This window comes from Erysipelatoclostridium sp. AM42-17, from assembly GCF_003480255.1.
GTDB lineage: Bacteria > Bacillota_I > Bacilli_A > Erysipelotrichales > Coprobacillaceae > Faecalibacillus.
Genome location: NZ_QUIN01000001.1, coordinates 60,454 through 77,391, shown reverse-complemented (window position 1 = coordinate 77,391; position 16,938 = coordinate 60,454). Strand labels below are relative to the sequence as shown.

The window sequence follows — 16,938 nt, the reverse complement described above, 5'->3', positions numbered from 1 at the left end:
TGTATCATCTCATCCCATCTTTTAAAATACGATGATCATATAACAGTTTTTCAATTACCGTTTCTTTAATCAAAGCAATAAGCGGTTTTTTTAATATGTTGAAAAGACCTAAATCAACTTCTAAAGGTGACTTTCCATCCATTAATACCACAGAACTATCTAGTAATTCTCTTATATCGTAGACACTAGGCCAAACTTCGGGTACAGCACGGTCAATTTGAAACAAACCATAGACAGCTTCCATTGCTGTTCTAACAGAATACTCGGTAGTAAAAATAGTATCTCTTGGTGTTTGCGCAAATTGTCCTAAAAAAGCAAAATTTAAAGCATCATCAACAATGACATCGGGACGATCTCCTGCACTTCTAGGCATAAAGAAAGCAGTAATATAAGGCATCATTGTTGGTACACAGCGAGCACTATTGGTTGCATATTCTTCAATATATTGTTCAGGAACACCTAAATGATACAACCATTCCATCGTAATTTCCTTACCAGTACAATCTTTCATTGGCTTTTGAACATAATCCCCAATAGCATCACTAAATAAACCATAAACCCAGATACAGGTTTTGTTTGGCTCTTGTTTTTTAAATTGTCCTTGACGATGAATCGTCCAACTTAAAAGCCAAGATGAATCTTCAATACTCACAATCCCACCAGTAACAACTTTACCTGTTTGTACATCACGTTTACAGATTCTTGTAATATAAGGAATAATTTTATCATCTAAAATTGTAATTGTTGCTGATTCCCAATTTGTTTTAGAAATATCACCACAAAACTTTTCAGGATGACCAAATGATGGATCTTGTTTAGCAATTTGCTTCCATAAATCAAAGCTACCACTTTTTTTGACATCTACATCATAACTTGGAGCATGATTTTGATCACCATAAATTGTTCCATCAACACAACTTCCATTTGTAATAAAAACATAATCATCCTGTGATAAAACAATTGTTTTATCCTTTCCTTTTACCTTACATTTGATTTCTTTTGCTCGTTTTTGATTTTCTTGAATATCAAATATAACATTTGTGACTTCATGATTAAATTTGAAATCTACACCAGCATCTTCAAGATATTTTTTCATTGGTAAAATCAACGACTCATATTGATTATAACGGGTAAACTTTAAAGCACTAAAATCAGGAAGTCCAGCAATATGATGAATAAATCTTTGAAAATAAAGTTTCATTTCTAAAGCACTATGCCAGTTTTCAAAGGCAAACATTGTACGCCAATACATCCAAAATGGAGAGTCAAATACTTCATCATCAAAAATATCTTCAATTGTTTTATCATAAAGATCTTCATCTTTAGTCATAAACAATTTCATAATTTCCTTACATCCTTTTAGACTTAATCCAAACTTACCATCATGATGAGCATCTTGTCCTCTATTCACTGTTGCTCGACATAATGAATAATTAGGATCTTCTTTATTTAACCAATAAAATTCATCTAATACACTGGCATCTTTAATTTCTAATGAAGGAATACTTCTAAATAAATCCCATAAACATTCAAAGTGGTTTTCCATCTCTCTACCACCTCTCATGATATATCCTTTACTTGCATCTAAAATACCATCACAAGCACCGCCAGCTAAATCATGAGCTTCTAATATATGAATATTCTTTCCTGGCATTTTAGCATCTCTTACTAAAAAACAAGCAGCAGCTAAACTTGCAAGGCCACTTCCAATGAGATAGGCTTGTTTATTTTCAACGCCTTCAGGTTTCTTTGTTTTAACAAAAGCTTCGTAATTTCCACTGGCATAATAAATGCCTTTACTGTTTTTTTCATATTGCTTTCTTTCATTTTGATGATAGTCATTTGTCTCATTCATTTGAAAAGATTGATTGTTTTTCTTATTTAAGATATACATAAAAGCAGATAAAGACAAAACGCCCATCAGTAATTTCCTATAATTAATCATACACATCACCTCTTTTTTATCTTTCCCTGATTCTTAAAATTAAGTCAAAAAAATAGAACATATTTAAATGTTCTATTTCAATCATCTAATTTCCAACTATGATCATCATGATAAATCATTAATTTACTCATTCCACCATCAATACATAAATTTTCTCCAGTAATAAAGCATGCCTCATCACTGCATAAAAACAAAACAGCATGTCCTATATCTTCAACTTTCCCCACTCTTTTTACTAAATGCTAATTAGCATTTGCACCTCCATATATTTTGTTTTGTGTATCAATCCATCCAGGTGAAATACTATTCACTCTTGCTTTTCCAGCTAGAGAGACAGCTAATGCAGAGTCAAAGCATGAATGCCACCTTTAGCTGCCGTATAACTTTCACTTTGAGGTTGACTCATACGATCTCTTGAAGAAGAAATATTAGTAATACAAACCTGATCATTTAATAACTTAATGAGCATAAAAGGTCCTGTCACTCCTACTTGTAACGCCTCATTAAACTCTTCATAGCTACAATCATCAATTACTTTTTTACAAAAAGCAGTCAAATCATCTTTGTTACCAACACTGCCAACAAAATAATCATTATATAAAATATCTATGATATAAACATATTCGTCAACAACAAAGATTTACATTAATTGAAACGATCTTTTGTATCAGTGTTATTTTACTTCTCGTTGTTCCTGAAGTAATATCAAAAAATAGATTGCTCTATTTTTTATTATTCATCACATAGAGAATGGGGTTTGAATTGCCATGAGCAAATAAATTAGAAACAATACCACCTAGATATTTATTTCTTATTTCATCAGGTGCAATAACTCCTACAAATTCCATTCTTTTTTCTTTATCTTTCCTTATAATTTCTTCATCAACTGTTAAAGTATTCATAGTTGAAAAAGCAGGTAACCATGCTGTTATTTGATAAACCTCCTTGATCATTCCATTATATACGGCAAAAACATATTGGAGTTTGTTTGCTCTTTCTTTATTCACTACCCAACTAATACGTGTTGCCTCATATAGTTCAAAATCTGTCATACCATAATGATATTGTTGATTAATTCTAATTAATAAAACATTTTCATCAATGTCTTCTCTACGAATCACCTTATTAGAAAAACGATCATTTAATTCATCAACATCAATCCGTCCATACATTTGTGAATGGTGTCCTTTTTGCATATTGGTTAAATTATCAATACCGATTAAATCAATAGTTGCAGCTTCTACTTTATAGGCTGTATCTTCGTCAACACCATGAACAAGAATTTCTATTAAAGGACTTTTTCCTCTTGCTTTAATTTCTTCTAGCTTCTTTATTTTTTCCGTTTCACCAGTTTCAAACAAATGATTAAAACATCTATTTCCTTTACCCTTACCAATATAAAAAGGTTTTTTAGTATCTGGGTCTGAATAGACATAAACATAATGTTGTAATTCTTCTAAAGCTTTAGAAACAAATTTTTTTGATTCACTCATATTTACTACTCCTATTATTTATTTAAATCATTTTACTATATAACTAAACATTCTTTTTATTTTTTATGAAAAGAAACAAAATAGTCAAAAGACTCATAATCAATAAACAAACATAAAAAACATGATTATTTTCATCTCCTGTTTTAACATATTTATGAATTACAAGACTTTCCTTATTTACTTCAGTTTTTGCTTGATCATCTAAAAAATACTTATGACAATCTTTACAATACCAATGTTCTTTATATCCTACAGCATTGTAAGTAGCAGGTTTAGCTTTTACATGTTGTAAATTTGTATGATGCTGACTATCTACACTACCATACGTTAAACCACAAGTTTCACAAATAGCTGGTGTAATACAAGTTGCTTGTCCGCCACTATGGTGACTTTGAACAGAGAATATTTTAACTGTAGTAAACTTAAAACCATCATTTGTTTCTGCATTAAGAGTAAACCTAAATTGATTTAGATTTTGATATAAACGAGCGTCAATATTTCCTGTATAGACGCCATTTTTTAATTCTGGAATATGAGATACTTCTTGATTATTATCATCTATATAACTATACGTTGGATTTTTACAATTTAGTGGTAGTGAAAAACTAAATATATAGTTTTGTGTTTTACACACTTTGTCTTTTCCATTAATAAAAATTTCAGGAATGGTCTGCTTTGCTGTTTTATTATGACAGATGTTGCATTCTTTCCAATATTGTCCATTTACATTTTTCCATGAATAGTCATGGTTACATTGCCATTTAGCAATTAATGTTAAATCAGAACTTACTTCTTGATTGAAATTATAAAGCGTATCTCCTTGATACCAACCATCAAAAATATATCCATCTAAACTTGGCATAAATGGCATAATAGCCTTTTGATGATAAGGTATGACTTGTCGTGCATAATGATTTTTATCATTTTGATAAGTTATCGTATAACCATCTAGATGACTTCCAGGTTCTAAGACTAATAATTTATAAAAAATACCACCTTGAATAATTGAACGATTTTCTACATTATCTTTAAAATGTGACATAGAAGAACCTGTACAATAAATACTTCCATCATTAGTTACTCTACAATCGATAATACCATCATTTGCATTAAAAGTTCCCTTATTATAAATCCCTCCATGCATAGAAGTACAGTTACTAATACTTCCTCCATTCATTGTAAAAGTACCATTTTCATCAATATAAATAGCACCGGCAAAATTCCCACCAGCATGACAATCTTCTATTTTTGCATCATGAGCCATCATAAAAGAAGAATATTCTCCTATATAAACAGCCCCTTTTTTACTTTGACAGTTTGCAATTGTACCAGCCAACATATGACAAAAGCCTCGATCAATTGAGATAGCAGAACCTTGATCATGATGACTACCCGAAACAATACCACCTTTTATATTTGTATGAGGATGTGTGGCATCTGGTTGACTATCTTTAATTGTTAATTCAGCGTCTGAATGAACAGAAATAATACGATCATCGATATTTTCATTTTTACAAGTCAAAATATGACCATTTAAATCAAGTAAAAGACCTTTATCGATATCTAAAGGATGATCAAGTACGATATCAGATGTTAATTGAATACGAGTATAATTATTATCGATTGCAGATACTAATTCTTGAGATGTAGATACTTCTTTTGCATCCATAATATTAAGAGTAATTGTACTTTGTTTTTGAATATTATAATCAGCTAGAGTTCTGCCATTATTTAGAATTTTATTATGAAAGCTTAACGTTTGAATACTTGAAGGAATACTGGTTTTATTAAAAATATAATGTTTAATATTATCAATACTATCCCCTGATTCTACTTCAAACTTTAATGTTTTTTCACCTACAATAGCTAAATCAACATACAGTTCCATTCCTTTTACATTGATGATATTTATTCCTAATACTAAAAAACATGTCAATAAACCTCTGAAAAATCTCTTTTTCATTTTTATTCCTCCTTTATTTTGAATTAAATTTTTCAATGAATAATTGAATACTTAGTTTTAATAACTTTAATTGATCCTGTAAGTATACTTCATCTTCAAATAAAGCAAAATGTACACAAGCACGTATTAAAACAAAAATCATTGGTCTTAAAATATCTGCAGGTATACCTATTTGACTTTCTAATTGTTGAGCATATTGACTATATCGCTGATCTACCCCTTTAAAAAACTGTTTACCATATTCTCGATATTTTGGGTGCGTGTAAACTTGATACATCAAGCGATATTTTTTGCCATGCTTTTTTGCGGTCCAATAAGGAATCTCATTAATAAATCTTTCGATATCCTGTGCATTTTTAGGCGCTCGTTCCATAAAATCATCTTCTACTTTGCTCATACAATGTGCAGTTGATTGAATGATTAAGTCATCTAGATTTTCAAAATATACATATAAGTTTGCTGAAGTACATCCACAGCTTTTAGCAAGCTGTTTAATTCCTGTACCATTAAAACCATTTTCACAATAACAATCAAAACAACATTCCATGATCTCTATTTTTCTTTTTTCAAAATCAGTTTCACTTCTTGCTCTTTTTTTCATATTCCATGTCCTTTACTTACTAATCGTTCGTTAAGTTAATTATAATATATAAATACTTCATTAGCAAACCATGAAACAATTTTATTTTAAAAAAGGAATCCTTACGATTCCTTTTTACTACTTATTATAAACGCTGATATATTTCATCACTAACAGGTTCACACCATTCATTAGACGTTTCAACACCCGGAACTTCAATAGAAATATGTGAAAACCATGAATCTTTTTTGGCTCCATGCCAATGTTTTACATTAGCTGGAATTGCAATGATTTTCCCTGGTTCTAAACTGATAGGGTCTTTCCCCTCTTCTTGATACCAACCTAAGCCAGCAACACATATTAAAATTTGTCCACCACCACTTTTAGCATGATGAATATGCCAGTTATTTCGACATCCTGGTTCAAAAATAACATTAGCTAATGATAAAGGACATTCTTTATTGGTAAGTGGATTTAAATAAAATGTACCAATAAAATACTTAGCATATTCTTCACTTATATTTCCTTTACCAAATATATTTTGTTGATCAAATAACTCTTTATCCATTTATAATATCTCCTTTTTTATATATTTATTTATAACGTATTAATTTAGTAGGATTACCTGCAACAATCGCATGAGCATCTACATCTTTTGTAACAACTGACCCACTACCAACAATTGCACCTTCGCCGATGGTCACTCCTGGTAAAATAGTACTATTAGCACCTATCCATGCTCCCTTTTTAATAACAATCCCTTTACATTTTAAAATTTGAAGATCATTAAAATCATGATTGACTGTTAATAAAGATACATGTGGTCCTAACATGACACCATCTTGTAAGGTAATGCCACCAGCTGCCATACATGTTAGATCATGGTTAGCAAAGACATGATTGCCTATATCCATTTGGCATGCAAAATCTACTTGAAATGGTGGTGTAAAGAAAGCTGTTTGCGGTAAACGATTTTTAAACAACTTGTTTTCAAGTTGGTATATCTCTTCCTTATTAGGATATGTTGTATTGATGGTAAAACACATTTTTCTACAGTAGTCCATTTCTTGATGAGCAATAGCATGATAATCTTTATCATTGATCATGTGTACTGGTTCACCATTTTTTAACTTTTCAAAAATATCACTCATTATCCCACTCCTTCTATATAATTAATTATACTTTGATATACTTTACTATCAATTTTAATTAAAAAGGGTATTTGATAAGTTTTACTTATCAAACAAAAAATACCGATATACGAAATTAGGCTAAAAATCTAATCTTCGCATTATCGGTATACTTAAGTATAATAATTTAGCATTTATCTGAACCGTATTTCCTAAAATCAAATTCATCTTCTCTTTCCATAATTTGTGCCCATCTAGCAGAAATAAATTTAGCATATCGAAAATCAACAAGTCCATAGGAACCTAATGCATAAGCATCATTACATTCAATAAGAATAGTTTTATTATCAGAGGTCACACCAATATCAATAGAACATGCCATAGGTCTTTTATCCCACTTTTTAAAATCATCCATTATATGATCAATTACACTAGAATCATATGTGTAATGATAATCTCCTTTATATGGTCTTATATCAATAATTTCATCATAATAAATAAAGCAACGCCATTCTCTTTTAATATCTAAAGCATCGCTACAAATAACTTCATAATCTTCTTGACAATGACCACAACCTATTAAGTCATGTATAGATTGAATAACTTTACCAGTAAACACCTTTGTTTTAACCGGCTTTACAAACCATCCTGCAGACCATTTTTCTTTCTTTGATGAAATTGAATTAATTGTGTCATAACAAATATTTCTTCCTAGATACTTTTTCAAGCATTCTGGATAATCATCCACATGAACATTATGATAACCAAATTTAGCAAATATCGCATCACATTGTTGTATATAATCAATAACAATATCTTCTTTTGTAACAATATCATAAATATCATCTAACGATTGATAAGGTATAATTTTGGCACCCAGCTCGCTAAATCCATATATAGCTTTAGTAAAATTCTCACTATGTCCAACAAGTAATCCAGAATTAGAGTTCTTTTTACATTTCACATATATGTTCATCATTTACCTCCTATTTATCAATCTAATAAATAGCCTAAAATATTTTATATAAATACATTATATATAAATCAAATAAATAACACCCTCTTATATAAGAAGGTGTTTCATCATTTTAATACTGTGAAATAATTTAATTTTTATAATTCGTCATATTTTTTAGCACTGCCTTTAGCTTTGTCAACTGGATATTTTGCTTCATTTTTACTCATTTTATTATTTACAATTTCATCTACATCTAATTCAAGTTTATCAAGTAAATCTTGGCAATAAATGATAACGTCTGCAAGTTCTTCTTTTACATGTTCTAAATCATATTCTGTGTCACTCCACTGAAAACATTCTAATAACTCATTTGCTTCAATTGAAATTGATTTGGCAAGATTTCCTTCAGAATGAAATTGCCCCCAATCACGATCTATTGTGAATTTTCTGATTCTGTCTATTGTTTCTTGTTTCATTATTTCTACCTTCTTCTTTAAATCATTATATTTCTCTTTTTTTATATTTTTATTCTTTCTTTTAAATAGTTACGTAATCCGTCATCTACACAATACACGTAACATCCCTTCATTCCTCGTGTCATCAATGTGCGATATGTATTCTTTATGATTTCATCTGCTTTTTGATTTGCTAGTACTGGATTTGCTTTATACAATTTTTTTATACCTTTTAATGATTGATCAGTTTTTGCACGCTTTGTAAAATCAGTAACAATATGCCCATCTTCGTATCTTAAATCATCCCCAATAATAACTCCCACATAATCAAATTCAAGCCCTTGCGATGTATGTATACACCCAGCTTCATTGATAGAATTGTCATCAATAGCAAAGGTTGTACTATTACCTAAATTCCAACTAATTTCAAAATCACCAATTTTAATATCATGCACCTTGGAATCATTTCTACCATTAGATATCCAATTCCAACAGTAACCTGCTAATATTCTAGCCCTATTAGCATTTTTATTTTTTTCCACAATAAGATTCTGCATTTCTGTTGGTGAGTCACAAATTTGAAAATCATAATCAATATCTTTTAAATCATAGTTGGCTGTATCTTCAATTTCCAAAACATGATCAATCCATGCTAAATAGCCATCTGATCCATTACATCTAAATTGTGAATATAGTTTTGTTTCTATTATTTGGGAATTTTCAACTTTAGCCCATTTCTTTATTTCTTCAACACTACCAATATCACTTAATGTAACTTTTTGATGTTCATCAATAAAAAATACATTACATAAAGAAGAATGAATAATTTCTTTAATTTGATTTTCACCTTTATTTTTATACATTCCAGATTTTTCGTTCAGTCTATGCGCTTCATCAACCAAAATAGTATCCACTACATTTTTTTCAGTTTCCGTATAAATACCAGATCCTTTAAACATATTATCAACTGTACTCTTCTTTATTTTTCCTTTTAGTTTTTTTAAATAAACATTTCTTGGTGCACTGTTCTTTGATATATATTGAGCAAATTGTCCATCATTGGTCAATTCTACCAAAGCATTAACAGCAACAACTGTCTTTCCTGTACCTGGTCCACCCGTCACAATAATAGTTCTTTTCTTGTTGTCTTCCATACATTTTCTTGAAGTTAGTAATATTTCTTCATATACTACTTTTTGTTCATCTAGCATAATGAATTCTTTATTACCCTTAAGCATACTTGTTATTGCATTTTGCAAACTTTTAGATGGTCTTATTCTTCCTTGATCAATTTGATAAATGAGCTCTTTATTATCGCCTTTTCTAATACATCTTTTAATAAATTCTCTTAGTTGAGGAACTTCTCCTCTAGTAAAGGCAGGTGAATCTTTAAGATACTCTTCATATTGTGGCTTATCTAAATCATCATCTGGTTTTCTTCTATAATTATGTAAATATGCACATGACCATAACTGGACATTATTGGTTTGTACAGATGAATTGTAATCTTTTATCATCATAGAATAAGACCAAGCTTGATAAGAAGGATGAACAACCTTTCTCATAGTATTTCCAGTATAAGTTTCTACCAAACCATCTTGTCCCTCTATAGCATTAATTTTATCCCACTGTTTAAGTTCAATAATCACTATATTAGGATCATCATGATGATCAAAACCAGAAATAATAAAATCTACACGCTTAGATGTTTGAGGAATATTATATTCAATCGCAATACCCGAGTCATCAGGTATTTCTCGATCATTTAAAACTTTATACATATATTCAAGAGAGTTTTCCCATGAACGGAATTCATTAGCGGCAGTTCGTCTTTTCATCTTATTATAAATATTGTTTTCAATCTCAACTGCTATGGTATCTCTTTCTACACTATGCAAAAAATCCGTTTTATTTCCGTCATAAACTATCATACACATCGCCTTCCTATGACTAATTCTTTAGTTATTTTATAAATATGTATTATTATAACATACATTATTTTATTTCGTTTCGTATATTTCAAACAAGTTATGAATATTATCCTGTATTTAAATATAATATATTAATGCTGTAAACACATCGCTAAGAAACATACTATACCTACTTATATAAGTAGGTATTACAAAACTATATCAGTAATAATAGAATTAAATAATTATAGCAAAGGAGATGTTTTTATGAATGATAGTTTATTAAAGAAATAAGATTTGATTGGGATAAAATAAGTAATAATAGTTATTTAAAAAGAATAAAAGCATTTAAAGACATTGATAAAATTGATTTAAATACACCTATTACCTTCTTTGTTGGTGAAAACGGGAGTGGAAAATCAACATTACTAGAAGCCATTGCTATTGCTCATGGATTTAATCCCGAAGGAGGCACAAAAAATTATTATTTTTCTACATATGATAGTCATTCAAATCTATATGAAGCAATTAAAATAATAAAAAGTTATAGAAAAGAAAAATTAGGATATTTTTTAAGAGCAGAAAGCTTTTATAATGTGGCAACAAAAGAAATGGATTATGCAGATCCTAATCATCCCTCTCAAAAATATCATGAAAGATCTCATGGTGAGAGTTTTTTTAAATTAGCTCGAAATTATTTACATTCAGATAGTCTATATTTATTTGATGAACCCGAGGCTGCACTTTCACCTCAAAGACAGCTTTCTTTACTCGCTGAAATTTATGAATATGCAAAAAATGGGTCACAATTTATTATTGTAACCCACTCACCCATCTTATTAGGAATACCTGGAGCAAGAATTTATTGCTTTGATGATACAATAATTCATTCTTGTTCATATGAAGAAACTGAAGCCTATCAAGTCATGAAGATGTTCATCAACAATAAAGATGATATGCTTCGATGGTTGTTATCTGATGTTTAATGTTTAACAAATGCAAATATATAAAAATAAACGATACTTTTTAGTATTCCAATAGAAAAAGACACATTACCTTTTTATTTGGTTTGTGTCTTTTTTTAGTTATTTCTATTCAAACTCACTTAAGAATACATTTTTACTAACCTATTTAGGTTAGTGATTTTATAAAAATCAGCTATTTTTTCCATGTTTTTTAGTTTGCTCTATTCTTTTGATGAACTAATAGTATCAAATTAGAAGCATTTTTTCAAGATGCTTAGTATCATATAATATTCTATATCATATAATTATAATCAATTACACTAATCTAACTTTTTTGCTCTTTAACGATATTAATCATCCCTTTCATTACTATCGAATTTATTTATCTAGATTATTTTAATTATTAAGTACATGTTTTATAATGACAAATACTTGTAAACTCAAGCATTTTAGACTATTTCTATTTTATTCTATCTTTTGTTATTTATCATTTACTTGAAATATTTTGGTATTTTTTTGGTATGTTATTTGATAAAAATGATTCAGTGTAATTTTTCATATATTATGATAAAAATATACTATCAATATTTGTCCACAATACTCCTTATCATGTAGTCATAATCAAGTTATATAAATTAAAAACTCCTTGTCCATTACCAAAAGATTGTATTTAGCATTAAATTATCTTATAGCTATTTAAAGTATAAAAAATTATTTTTCCATGATTCTTTGATAAAAATTTTAATTGCTTTTCTCTTATCGCATCATATACTCTTGTAGTCATAACTTCTTGTCCATAATGGATAAATATTTTCATAATTAAAATGAGATTGTTTTACTCCTTGAGGACAGACAACTAAAAATAAATAATCATCTAACTCAAATAAATCAGGACATTCCCACATATATCCAAATCTTTTTGGCGTTGTTATAGTGTTAAAATATTCAAAATTCTTCAAATCTTGACTTTTATAAAGCAATACACATCCTTGATTATCATTTGTTCTTGCACCTAGAATCAGATAATAATTTTCATCTTTTTTAATAATTTTTGGATCTCTAACATGTTTTGAAATATTTGATGGATAATGTTTATTTGACATGATTAACTCTTTCTTATCTATAGAAAAACCATCTTCACTCTTACAACAAATCGTATTTTGTTCTCTTCCTTCATGAATATAATCATAGCCATTCCTATCTGTTAATTTAACATTACCTGTATAAAAATAATAGATTGTATTATTTTCTACAAATGCAGATCCACTATAGACACCATTTCTTTTCAATATCTTACTCCTTTATATAATACTTCTTCTTTTTAATTCTTTATAAATACCATGTTCAAAAACATCTTCACATACCGAAGTTGCGACATTCTTTAACATTTGATGACTTCTTTTCATAGCTACTACAATATCAGCTACTTGTGACATGACTATATCATTTTGTCCATCACCAAAACAAATTGTTTCTTCTTGCTTTATGCTTAATCTTTCTTGTAATCGTTGAATTGCTTTTCCTTTGTCACAATCTTTTTGAATAATTTCATAATATTGATGATCTGCATCACTTTGTGCTAATTGCATATTGTCTTGTAATATGGTTTTAACTCCACTAAATATTTCTTGATTAGAGCATAAGCAAATCTTATGTATATCTTAATGTTCATACTCATCAATATTATTTTTATAAATTATTTTTTCTGTAATGAACTGTTTATTTGTACTTGAATGCTTTATTTTAAATTGATTCATTGATTCAAAAATTTCTTTAGCTTTTTGATTCATAAAAACTTTCTTCTGACTTTCAATTGAAAAAGCCACATTTCTATTTTTTAATAAATGAACAACTTTTTTGATCAAGTCTTGTTCAAATGATTGATTATAGAGTATTTTATCGTGATAGATAATGTAATTACCACCACCTGCGATATATCCATCTACCCCCAATGACAGAACATCATCTTGTATTGTACCCATACTTCTTCCTGTGCAAATGACAACATTGCAATAATTTCTTTGACATAAATGAATCGCCTTTTTTGCAGATTTTGGAATTCCTTGCACTTCATCCCTAAGTGTTCCATCTATATCAAGTATTAATAATTTGTACAATTTTCTCTTCCTTTCTTGCTAGCAAAATTATCATATCATTCAAAAAAAAGGACATCAATATTTTGACATCCTTTAAAAAATATGTTCAATTTTAGTACAAATTTTCATTTTATGGGAAAATGTTCACCACTAAGATACATCTTATATTTAATATATAGTAATTCAATACATGAAGCCATCAATGCTTGTCCAATTCCAAGTTCCCAAAACTTTTTCAGAACACTAATACCAAATTCAGCACGATGCCGTACCTTGTATTTCGCCCCTACTGCCTCGATTCCAGCAGTCCCTATAACTGCGCCATCAATTATAGCAATAATCTCGATTTCATTTTCACTATTTTCCTTCTCTTTCAGAATCCGGCTTTCTTGTGCTGCATCAAAAGTGTTTTCATCGGGATATGTAAGTAAATAGTCGGTTTGGGTATGAGTTAAAGTGAAGTTATCTAATACAAGCTGTCCATCACTTTCAGTTGCATTTCTCAAACAACATTCCATACCATTCTTTAATATTATTATTTTGCTATATTTCATAGCCAGCTACTCCTTTACAACTGCAATATTATTCCTGCAACCGTCCCTTGTTAAACAACTTATCAATTTTTGTACCCTTTCTTATACTTTAACTTTCTTCTCATTATTCTTTTACAGGGAGATTATGTTGCTTTAAAAAAGAAAGTTTATCCCAATATCCACGCTGGAATAATATCTTTTCATTTACAACATGGAAAAATCCGCACCCACGTAATCCTAACGGGTCTTTCCACTCTAAGATAGCCCATTGCCCATCTTCAAAAATATTTTCCACAATACAAACCATTTTTGCAGTTGCAAACTCATTTGCAAACATTTCTCTAATAGCCACAACTCCTACAACAGGTTCATTTGCAACTTGATGGTTTGTTGCATTATTATCATACAGACTACTAATCATGTCCACATCACTGGCATTAAAAGCGTCTACCCATTTATTTACTACTTCTTTCGGACTTAGCATATATTGTTATCCTCCTTTTTGATTAGAAATACCATTGGTTTTCATCTTGCTATTAACTATCACTACTGACTTTGCAAATTTAATTTATACTGCCTAACGATTTCACTTGCCGCGAAACCAGAGTTTTGAATTTACTAACTGTTTTCAATTTCGTTTCCTATAAAGTAATTTGCTATTTCAAAAGCCTTTATTCGTCTTTTCGCCAAAGTGATTTGTGACTTATATCTCTCTGGATTTTCTTTTGCTTCAAAGGTTATTATTGTTTCCCGTAATTTATGCAATGTTGAATCAATTTGCCTTTTTGCTTCAATTAAATCTTCCTTAGTATATTCCATTATTACCCTCCATAACTTCTGATTGTTGTCGTCTTGGCTATTATATGTCTTTTCTTCCCCAAATGGTATAGGCTTTTATTTTTGTAATACTGTAAAACTTTTTTCTGTAAGGTATTCAAGGGATATTTCTTTTGTGCTTCCTGCTCCGTGTCCTCGCTGCGTTGATCGTTGCATTTCGGATAACGACTTTGCAAAAGGCATGGAAAGTGTACTCGATATGGTTCCCGATATTCTTCTGTACAGGTCATGGAAAATCCCCCTTTCCTCCCAAAAGGGCTGTGGCTGGTTGGTAGTTGCTTTTTACCCAACAAACTTGAATTTATTTTAAGCTATCACGTTTTACCTTTTTAAGCCTTACTATCATTACCATAGGAATTTCTTTGTTGTTTTTGAAACATTCTTCATAAAATCCATCAATGACAAATCCAGCTCTAAAACAAAGGTTAAAAATATCTTGTATGGAACGATGATAATAAATCTGCTCCTCCGGTTGCCCTTCAATCGCTATACCATAGTAACTGTGCGGTGTCATATATTTTTCAGTCAACGTGATAAAACAAGGGTGTTGCGTTGCAAAGACAAAAATTCCGCTTTCCTCCAACAGTTCATAAACAGCCATAAGAAGTGGTTCAATATCCGTAATATCCATAATTGCCATATTAGAAACTGCTTTCGTAAAGGCTCGATTTCTTTTTAATTCTAATATACTTTCTCTATTGGTCGCATCCGCTACACAAAATTCAATTTGTTTTGCATATTGTGATTGCCGTCTTTTAGCCAACTCTATCATTTTTTTGCTGTAATCAAAAGCGACAATCGAAGCGCCTCTTTGTGCAAGATACGAAGAATAATTTCCATTGCCACACGCAATATCCAAAATGTAATCCGCAGGATTAGGAGATAGAAGTTCCGTTACTTTGGGACGTACTACCTCTCTGTGAAATTCATTAGATTCGTCACCCATTGCATTATCCCAAAATTGTGCGTTTTTCTCCCAGATTTTTTTACTTTCCTCTGTTCCCATGTTCTCTCTCCCTCCCAAAATTTGCCTTTTTGCTTCAATTAAATCTTCCTTACTATATTCCATTGTTACCCTCCATAACTTCTGATTGTTGTCGTCTCGGCTATTATATATCTTTTCTTCCCAAAATGGTATAGGCTTTTATTTTTGTAATACTGTAAAACTTTTCTTCTGTAAGGTATTCAAAGTATATTTCCCTTTGTCGCCGTTTGCCCCTGTCACGCTATGAGTTAATAGCGGCATAGCGAATAACAGCTTTGCAAAAAGCATTAACGGTATACATAATGTGTTCTTTATATGCTTCAATGTATGTTGAAAGTCCTTGTTTTTTATTTGGTGTATTTATCTGGTATTTATTTAAAATAGGTTAGTACATTTGACAAGGGTATAATAAATCGACACTCAAAAATAGAGCCAACCTACATTAGGCCGCCGCTATTGGAAAACCAAAAGTAGCGGCTTTTTTGCGCGATATGGCCGAAAAGTCTAAATTGCCGCACAGTGCACTTTTCTAAAAATATCAGCCTCCGGGAATACAGCATTCCATGCTTCTTTTTAAGAAAGCAGGATATGTCATCATTTGTCATTTCTTCTCAATGTAATAACTGCATGGCATATCAAGCCAAATACAAGAGAAAAACAGCCACCGCCAAATAGTGATGCTCCCCACCCTGCACCCGACATTGTCATAAAACCGCCAACAAAGAAAATACCAATGCCAAGAAATATACCAACAGCATAAAAAAGTCCAATTGCCATATCGTACCTATTAAATTGTTGTTTCTCCTTTTTTTCATATGTTTCCATTTTTGTTATTACCCCCTTCGCAAAATCGTCCATGTAAACGCCAAAAAGAAAACAAATTTTTTTCAACATATTTAAATCAGGTTCATTAACATCTCTCTCCCAATTCGATAATGCCTGCCGAGTGACATTCAATTCTCTAGCTAATTCTTCTTGCGTCATTCCCGCTTGTGTCCGCAGATGGCGTATTTGCTTTCCTGTTGTAATATCCCTCTGTTTCTGGTTCAAAATAGTTCCTCCTCTTTGATACTAATTTTATCAATGAT

General features: G+C 30.3%; 17 protein-coding genes and 2 pseudogenes. 1 reads left to right on the top strand and 18 read right to left on the bottom strand.

The window, feature by feature from the left end:
• Positions 1–4: 4 nt before the first annotated feature.
• The 11 genes and pseudogenes from DW911_RS00385 to DW911_RS00340 form a co-directional block, all read right to left on the bottom strand.
• Positions 5–1,945, bottom strand: a complete 1,941-nt coding sequence (locus DW911_RS00385; RefSeq protein ID WP_118607335.1) for an oleate hydratase — start codon at positions 1,943–1,945, stop codon at positions 5–7.
• A 77-nt stretch (positions 1,946–2,022) separates the two neighbouring features.
• Complete coding sequence (locus DW911_RS11230; protein ID WP_255415268.1) at positions 2,023–2,172, bottom strand: SDR family oxidoreductase; 150 nt, start codon at positions 2,170–2,172, stop codon at positions 2,023–2,025.
• A gap of 110 nt (positions 2,173–2,282) precedes the next feature.
• Positions 2,283–2,501 (bottom strand): SDR family oxidoreductase, encoded by a 219-nt coding sequence (locus DW911_RS11225; RefSeq protein ID WP_255415267.1) that lies wholly within the window; start codon positions 2,499–2,501, stop codon positions 2,283–2,285.
• 166 nt (positions 2,502–2,667) lie between these two features.
• A complete protein-coding gene (locus DW911_RS00375; RefSeq protein ID WP_118430886.1) occupies positions 2,668–3,438 on the bottom strand; it encodes an LEM-3-like GIY-YIG domain-containing protein in 771 nt (256 codons plus the stop codon).
• A gap of 43 nt (positions 3,439–3,481) precedes the next feature.
• Complete coding sequence (locus DW911_RS00370) at positions 3,482–5,401, bottom strand: ubiquitin-like protein (protein WP_118430884.1); 1,920 nt, start codon at positions 5,399–5,401, stop codon at positions 3,482–3,484.
• 13 nt (positions 5,402–5,414) lie between these two features.
• On the bottom strand, positions 5,415–6,002 hold the full coding sequence (locus tag DW911_RS00365; protein ID WP_118430882.1) for a TetR/AcrR family transcriptional regulator: 588 nt from the start codon (positions 6,000–6,002) through the stop codon (positions 5,415–5,417).
• 124 nt (positions 6,003–6,126) lie between these two features.
• A pseudogene (locus tag DW911_RS00360) lies at positions 6,127–6,519 on the bottom strand (cupin domain-containing protein); the annotation flags it as partial.
• 55 nt (positions 6,520–6,574) lie between these two features.
• Positions 6,575–6,814, bottom strand: coding sequence for an acyltransferase (locus tag DW911_RS11315; protein WP_255415276.1), 240 nt, complete (start codon positions 6,812–6,814; stop codon positions 6,575–6,577).
• Positions 6,815–7,298: 484 nt separating this feature from the next.
• Complete coding sequence (locus tag DW911_RS00350; protein ID WP_199669439.1) at positions 7,299–8,087, bottom strand: ATP-grasp domain-containing protein; 789 nt, start codon at positions 8,085–8,087, stop codon at positions 7,299–7,301.
• Positions 8,088–8,224: 137 nt separating this feature from the next.
• On the bottom strand, positions 8,225–8,545 hold the full coding sequence (locus DW911_RS00345) for a nucleotide pyrophosphohydrolase (RefSeq protein WP_118430874.1): 321 nt from the start codon (positions 8,543–8,545) through the stop codon (positions 8,225–8,227).
• A 41-nt stretch (positions 8,546–8,586) separates the two neighbouring features.
• Complete coding sequence (locus tag DW911_RS00340; RefSeq protein ID WP_118607333.1) at positions 8,587–10,455, bottom strand: DUF2075 domain-containing protein; 1,869 nt, start codon at positions 10,453–10,455, stop codon at positions 8,587–8,589.
• Positions 10,456–10,715: 260 nt separating this feature from the next.
• Here DW911_RS00340 and DW911_RS11310 point away from each other — a divergent pair, with 260 nt between their 5' ends.
• Positions 10,716–11,420 (top strand): AAA family ATPase, encoded by a 705-nt coding sequence (locus DW911_RS11310; RefSeq protein WP_118430870.1) that lies wholly within the window; start codon positions 10,716–10,718, stop codon positions 11,418–11,420.
• Positions 11,421–12,163: 743 nt separating this feature from the next.
• Here the strand turns inward: DW911_RS11310 and DW911_RS00330 are convergent.
• The 7 genes and pseudogenes from DW911_RS00330 to DW911_RS00285 form a co-directional block, all read right to left on the bottom strand.
• Entirely contained in the window at positions 12,164–12,688 is a 525-nt protein-coding gene (locus DW911_RS00330; protein ID WP_008788602.1) for a hypothetical protein, read from the bottom strand.
• A 12-nt stretch (positions 12,689–12,700) separates the two neighbouring features.
• A pseudogene (locus tag DW911_RS11065) lies at positions 12,701–13,516 on the bottom strand (Cof-type HAD-IIB family hydrolase).
• 104 nt (positions 13,517–13,620) lie between these two features.
• Entirely contained in the window at positions 13,621–14,049 is a 429-nt protein-coding gene (locus DW911_RS00315) for a GNAT family N-acetyltransferase (protein ID WP_008788599.1), read from the bottom strand.
• A gap of 103 nt (positions 14,050–14,152) precedes the next feature.
• The gene (locus DW911_RS00310; RefSeq protein ID WP_008788598.1) at positions 14,153–14,512 is read right to left on the bottom strand and encodes a nuclear transport factor 2 family protein; all 360 of its coding nucleotides are present in this window, start codon (positions 14,510–14,512) and stop codon (positions 14,153–14,155) included.
• A gap of 134 nt (positions 14,513–14,646) precedes the next feature.
• Complete coding sequence (locus DW911_RS00305) at positions 14,647–14,847, bottom strand: hypothetical protein (protein ID WP_008788597.1); 201 nt, start codon at positions 14,845–14,847, stop codon at positions 14,647–14,649.
• A gap of 319 nt (positions 14,848–15,166) precedes the next feature.
• The gene (locus DW911_RS00295) at positions 15,167–15,934 is read right to left on the bottom strand and encodes a class I SAM-dependent methyltransferase (protein WP_008788596.1); all 768 of its coding nucleotides are present in this window, start codon (positions 15,932–15,934) and stop codon (positions 15,167–15,169) included.
• 510 nt (positions 15,935–16,444) lie between these two features.
• Positions 16,445–16,900, bottom strand: coding sequence for an XRE family transcriptional regulator (locus tag DW911_RS00285; protein WP_008788595.1), 456 nt, complete (start codon positions 16,898–16,900; stop codon positions 16,445–16,447).
• Positions 16,901–16,938: the final 38 nt, after the last annotated feature.

Coding starts and splice junctions, on each gene's coding strand:
- DW911_RS00315 (WP_008788599.1), bottom strand. CDS start 14,049: ATGAAATATAGCAAAATAATAATATTAAAGAATGGTATGGAATGTTGT.
- DW911_RS00310 (WP_008788598.1), bottom strand. CDS start 14,512: ATGCTAAGTCCGAAAGAAGTAGTAAATAAATGGGTAGACGCTTTTAAT.
- DW911_RS00350 (WP_199669439.1), bottom strand. CDS start 8,087: ATGAACATATATGTGAAATGTAAAAAGAACTCTAATTCTGGATTACTT.
- DW911_RS00385 (WP_118607335.1), bottom strand. CDS start 1,945: ATGATTAATTATAGGAAATTACTGATGGGCGTTTTGTCTTTATCTGCT.
- DW911_RS11315 (WP_255415276.1), bottom strand. CDS start 6,814: ATGTTAGGACCACATGTATCTTTATTAACAGTCAATCATGATTTTAAT.
- DW911_RS00370 (WP_118430884.1), bottom strand. CDS start 5,401: ATGAAAAAGAGATTTTTCAGAGGTTTATTGACATGTTTTTTAGTATTA.
- DW911_RS00365 (WP_118430882.1), bottom strand. CDS start 6,002: ATGAAAAAAAGAGCAAGAAGTGAAACTGATTTTGAAAAAAGAAAAATA.
- DW911_RS00340 (WP_118607333.1), bottom strand. CDS start 10,455: ATGATAGTTTATGACGGAAATAAAACGGATTTTTTGCATAGTGTAGAA.
- DW911_RS00345 (WP_118430874.1), bottom strand. CDS start 8,545: ATGAAACAAGAAACAATAGACAGAATCAGAAAATTCACAATAGATCGT.
- DW911_RS00305 (WP_008788597.1), bottom strand. CDS start 14,847: ATGGAATATACTAAGGAAGATTTAATTGAAGCAAAAAGGCAAATTGAT.
- DW911_RS00375 (WP_118430886.1), bottom strand. CDS start 3,438: ATGAGTGAATCAAAAAAATTTGTTTCTAAAGCTTTAGAAGAATTACAA.
- DW911_RS00295 (WP_008788596.1), bottom strand. CDS start 15,934: ATGGAATATAGTAAGGAAGATTTAATTGAAGCAAAAAGGCAAATTTTG.